Origin of the sequence: Vibrio sp. V43_P6S15P86 (assembly GCF_009904725.1) — a bacterium.
In the GTDB taxonomy this organism is placed as follows: Bacteria; Pseudomonadota; Gammaproteobacteria; order Enterobacterales; family Vibrionaceae; genus Vibrio; species Vibrio diabolicus.
This window is the reverse complement of the sequence record NZ_WXWT01000079.1, coordinates 1-4,645: the sequence shown is the minus strand read 5'-3', so window position 1 is coordinate 4,645 and position 4,645 is coordinate 1. Positions and strand designations below refer to the sequence as shown.

Below are 4,645 nucleotides of genomic sequence, written 5' to 3'. Positions count from 1 at the left end.
CCCCTTAACAGGGCGTTAGCCGTCATGGAGCTTGCTATACTCAAAGTGATAGAATAGTATCACTTTAGTATTCCTTTGGAGCAGCTCTCATGAAAGTAGAACTAGTTACATCACTCAAACGCCAAGCAACAAAGATCCTTGCCGATCTCCACGACACTAAAGAACCAGTGTTAATTACCGAACATGGTAAGCCATCGGCATATCTGGTTGATGTTGATGATTACGAGTTTATGCAAAATCGTTTGGCGATTCTGGAGGGGATTGCACGAGGTGAACGTGCATTAGCTGACGGTAAAGTGGTGAGTCACGATGAAGCCAAGGGCAAAATGTCAAAATGGCTGAAATAATCTGGACTGAGCCAGCGCTATCCGACCTTAATGATATCGCTGAATACATCGCACTTGAAAATATCGTAGCTGCAAAACAATTGGTTCAAACGATCTTTTCTAAAGTCGAGCGCTTAGAGGCTTTCCCTGAATCGGGTCGCATTCCGCCTGAACTAGAACATCTAAGTTATCGTGAAGTTGTAGTTAATCCGTGCCGCGTTTTCTATAAACAAGACGGCGACAAAGTATTTATTCTGTTTGTTATGCGTGCTGAGAGAGACTTGCGTAAGTTCCTATTGAGCAAGCAATAACCTTTGGGAATGAGCGGCTAACAAACTGTTTAAGAGTGATTCGCAACGCGTGGCATTTTTACTATGCGTTGCGTTTAGTGTTTAAGGTGTTATGCGGCGGCATCGGTATTGCATTGCTCACACCTTAACAGGGCGTTAGTACGGGGTTAGCATCAAAGGTTAAAAGTTTCAGTGTTTATTGGTTTCTTACCCAAGTTTTACACCTGAACTGGCGTGCCTTTCACGTTCTTTCCGGTGGCACTATATGAGTTCTAATCGCTTTGATTTCACCGTTTACGGCTTCTAACTTTCGGGCTATTTCTCTGTTGCGGTTTCTTTGGTGTTGAGAAATTTTCATCAACAAACGAGTTTCTTTGGCGCGGTTGTTTAGTTCTGAAGCCCGTATTCTTTGCTAATTTGAAAACGGTGAAAATAGGTCATTTAAGCAAGTTTTTCTTCTAGCCAACTTGTGTTTTGAGATTGAGTTCTAGCTTGACAGTTATCCGTTTGGCTTCGGCGTTTTAATCCAACAGTTTCGTGCTATATTTCAATATCTTGGTGCAAACCAAAAGGTTTTGGAACAGCGTACTAACAAACAATTTAAGAGTGATTCGGCACGCGTGGCATTTTTACTATGCGTTGGTTTTGGTGATTAAGGTGGTATGCGGCAGCCTCAGTATTGCGCGCCTCACACCTTAATTGGGCGTTATGTGCTTTCGGAGAAAACGATGAATAAGTGTCTAATCATGATATTAGCTAGCCTTTCATTTGGTGCTCTTGCTGAAGAAGAGTCCATTGACTGTAATAATGCGATGACCACAATCGAGATAAACCAATGTGCCGCTATTGAACTAGAGTCAGCACAAGTTAAATTAGACAAATATCTAAGCGCTAGTTTCGAGCATAACTCTCATGACCCAGAACTGATCGCAGCGCTTAAGCTTGCGCAACAGGATTGGCAAGCATATATGTCCTCTCACTGTGATTCGGTTTATACGCAATGGCGTGATGGAACTATTCGTGGAATTATGGCGATATCGTGCAAAACTAAGTTAACTAAACAAAGAACGCACGAGTTATGGGAAAACTTTTTAACTTATATGGACAGTACACCACCAGTTTTACCGGAGCCAAGTGTAGAGTAGGTTTCAACCACGCACATAACAAACTGTTCAAGAGGGATTCGCAACGCGTGGCATTTTCACTATGCGTTGTTTTTAGTGATTAAGGTGGTATGCGGTGGCATCGGTATTGCATTGCTCACCCCTTAACAGGGCGTTATAACTCATTTTCATGTTCGGAGGTTTATATTGGATATTGCGACAATCACAGCGGGTTTAAGCTCAATTAAAACTGCAATTGATATAGGACGTGAAGTGCAAAATGCTTCATCTTCGCTGGAAGAGGCCCAAATAAAATTGAAACTTGCGGATTTAATGGGAAATTTAGCAGAAGCGAAATTGCAGTTCATCGATGCACAAGATCAGATTTTGACATTGAAACGTAAGATCGAAGAACTCGAGAGCAAGAAATCTCTTGCAACACTTGTGAGACGAGATGGAAACTTCCTATTACCTAAAGGTACTGAAATTGAGCCATATGGCGAAGGTCCATGGTGTACATCATGCTTTGAGGCTAATGACAAACTTATTACGCTTCATCATAAATGTAATGGTGTGGTCGCAGTAGGTTCGTTTTCTACAAGTAGCTATATCTGGGCGTGCCCAGTTTGCAAAAATAGCTTTTCTACACCTCAGCAAGATGAGTTATAACAAATTGTTCAAGCGTGATTCGGCACGCGTGGCATTTTTGCTATGCGTTGGGTTTAGTGTTTAGGGTGGTATGCGGAAGCATAGGTATTGCGTGCCTCACACCTTAACAAGGCGTTATACGAATGAGGAGGATTCGTGAAAAAGTGGAAGTTTGTATTCTGGGTAATGTGTTTCTTAACGGTTTTAAGCATTATTCAACTCCCGTTTTCTGAAGAGTTAAGTATTGGAGCATTTATAGGCTCATTTATATCCGCAATATCTCTTGTCAGCTTCTACGGCTTCAGTTATCGAGTTGCTGTCGGTAGCAAAGTGCTAGCGATCATCATCTTTGGGATAAATGCACTTTCCATGCTGGGCTTTGCGATATTTAGTGTGTTCTTCTTACTGACTTATCTAAGCCCGGGAACCTTGTTCTTTTTCGTTACAGGAATGGGACTAATGTTTGTTTACCTGTATCCGTTGTATATGTATGCATTTAAATCTACAGAGATTTGGCAGCTGGAGTAATTCGTATAACAAACTGTTTAAGAGTGATTCGCAACGCGTGGCATTTTTACTATGCGTTGTGTTTAGTGTTTAAGGTGGTATGCGGGAGCTTCGGTATTGCGTTGCTCACACCTTAACTGGGCGTTATATGCTTTCAAGTGAAGGAAGTTATGAGTAAAGAATTAATTGAATTTTTGAGACCATACGCTCTACTAGTAATTGAGCAGAATGGAAAAATTAAAGCTGCTGACTTTTATCAAAAATTGCTGCTTACATGTAAAAACTGCGGTGTAGATGAATCTTGGATTGAGTCGAATTCTCATCAAATCTCAATTTTCACTCAGAAATTGATAGATGTTGCTCTTTGCGACTGGCTGGAAAAACAATATAAAAACTACCCGCACCCAACAGTTCGCGATGGCAATAAGGTGATTTCAGGAAAGGTTGAATCTGTCTCTGAAACTTCTGCTAGTTTGATGTATTCGTATTCAGAACAATGTGGTTGGGATCTTTGGCGTGCTAGTGGTATGTCTGGTGGAAAAAAACTCCAAGAAATCACTCTACACGATGAGGCTAATTCCTATTACGTTGTATGGGGCAAAGATGCTATTGGTGTACGCCAGTTTAATATCATTGATTTTGAGTGGGTGGATAAGAACGGATACCAAATAATAGTCAAAAAGACCTTGGAAGGGCACGGAGAAGGGTTCGGGAATTCGAAATCTGTTACTGTTAACCAAGTTCATTATCCTTCTATACGTAGTGCATATGCTCGTATCAATCCACAAGTTACTTATTCAACGGTTTGTGCTCGTCTTAGAAAAGGGCAAACACCTGAAGACGCATTTGATAAACCGAGTATGAGATTAAATAGTGACATCAATAAGCTTGGTATCGTTGTAAGAAAAGACAATTGGGTTAAAAGTCGACGATCTATTTAATACGCATATAACAAACTGTTTAAGAGTGATTCGCAACGCTTGGCATTTTTACTATGCGTTGTGTTTGGTGTTTAAGGTGGTATGCAGAATCTTCGGTATTGCGTTGCTCACACCTTAACAGGGCGTTAAATGCTTCTCGGTAAAAGTAGGAATCAATGACATCACATCCATTATTACCAATGCCAAGTACAAATCTAGAAATCTCTGAATCATATGCACTTCTTGGTCGTGCGTTAGCATACGCTACAGATTTTGAACACAACTGTAGAACGTTGGCTCATTTGACAGATGTTGTGAGCACAAATAATGAGTTTTCATTCGAGGTCTACATGCTTTTGAAGTCAGGTACTTTGTATGAAAAAATTCGGTCATTGGTATCTGAGTACAGTTTACCAACGCATTCAGAGGACAGTATTCACGCCGCTAGGAAGGCAAGAAATAACATTGCTCATAGTATCTGCATAGAACATGAAAAACTCTTGTCTAGTGAGAGTGGGCGTTTGGCTTTTAGAGCAAACATCATGTGTGAAATGGATGCGCTAATTAAGGGGAACCAGTTAGTTCAAGACATAACACGAATACTTAAACAAGGCAGCAAAGACACACATGGCTCAGAGGCTATCGAGTATTTTTTTGCTGTATCTGAATGGCTTGATGGTAAAAATTAGCCACGCATTTAACAAACTGTTTAAGAGTGATTCGCAACGCGTGGCATTTTTACTATGCGTTGGTTTTAGTGTTTAAGGTGGTATGCGGGAGCTTCGGTATTGCGTCGCTCACACCTTAACAGGGCGTTAGTTGCCAACGAGGAAAACGCAGCTAAAGCAGAA

General features: G+C 41.0%; 7 protein-coding genes. All 7 read left to right on the top strand.

Going from position 1 to position 4,645, the window contains the following annotated elements; translation table 11 throughout:
* The first annotated feature begins 89 nt into the window (after positions 1-89).
* The 7 genes from CAG69_RS03545 to CAG69_RS03485 all read left to right on the top strand — a co-directional run bounded on the left by CAG69_RS03545 (position 90) and on the right by CAG69_RS03485 (position 4,483).
* Positions 90-347: a type II toxin-antitoxin system Phd/YefM family antitoxin gene (locus CAG69_RS03545; RefSeq protein WP_005445660.1), complete on the top strand. Its 258-nt coding sequence runs from the start codon at positions 90-92 to the stop codon at positions 345-347.
* A complete protein-coding gene (locus tag CAG69_RS03540; RefSeq protein WP_025527253.1) occupies positions 335-637 on the top strand; it encodes a type II toxin-antitoxin system RelE/ParE family toxin in 303 nt (100 codons plus the stop codon). The genes CAG69_RS03545 and CAG69_RS03540 overlap by 13 nt, the downstream gene beginning before the upstream one ends.
* A 707-nt stretch (positions 638-1,344) precedes the next feature.
* Positions 1,345-1,761, top strand: coding sequence for a lysozyme inhibitor LprI family protein (locus CAG69_RS03525; protein ID WP_161442748.1), 417 nt, complete (start codon positions 1,345-1,347; stop codon positions 1,759-1,761).
* 165 nt (positions 1,762-1,926) lie between these two features.
* On the top strand, positions 1,927-2,388 hold the full coding sequence (locus CAG69_RS03515; protein ID WP_140260150.1) for a hypothetical protein: 462 nt from the start codon (positions 1,927-1,929) through the stop codon (positions 2,386-2,388).
* A gap of 135 nt (positions 2,389-2,523) precedes the next feature.
* Positions 2,524-2,895, top strand: a complete 372-nt coding sequence (locus CAG69_RS03505; RefSeq protein WP_045381734.1) for a hypothetical protein — start codon at positions 2,524-2,526, stop codon at positions 2,893-2,895.
* A 149-nt stretch (positions 2,896-3,044) separates the two neighbouring features.
* Positions 3,045-3,815 (top strand): hypothetical protein, encoded by a 771-nt coding sequence (locus CAG69_RS03495; RefSeq protein WP_161442746.1) that lies wholly within the window; start codon positions 3,045-3,047, stop codon positions 3,813-3,815.
* A 155-nt stretch (positions 3,816-3,970) separates the two neighbouring features.
* Positions 3,971-4,483, top strand: a complete 513-nt coding sequence (locus tag CAG69_RS03485) for a DUF4145 domain-containing protein (RefSeq protein ID WP_161442744.1) — start codon at positions 3,971-3,973, stop codon at positions 4,481-4,483.
* Positions 4,484-4,645 lie beyond the last annotated feature (162 nt).

Excerpts from the sequence above, each read along its gene's own strand:
- CAG69_RS03545 (WP_005445660.1), top strand. The coding sequence starts at position 90 with ATGAAAGTAGAACTAGTTACATCACTCAAACGCCAAGCAACAAAGATC.
- CAG69_RS03540 (WP_025527253.1), top strand. The coding sequence starts at position 335 with ATGGCTGAAATAATCTGGACTGAGCCAGCGCTATCCGACCTTAATGAT.
- CAG69_RS03525 (WP_161442748.1), top strand. The coding sequence starts at position 1,345 with ATGAATAAGTGTCTAATCATGATATTAGCTAGCCTTTCATTTGGTGCT.
- CAG69_RS03495 (WP_161442746.1), top strand. The coding sequence starts at position 3,045 with ATGAGTAAAGAATTAATTGAATTTTTGAGACCATACGCTCTACTAGTA.
- CAG69_RS03485 (WP_161442744.1), top strand. The coding sequence starts at position 3,971 with ATGACATCACATCCATTATTACCAATGCCAAGTACAAATCTAGAAATC.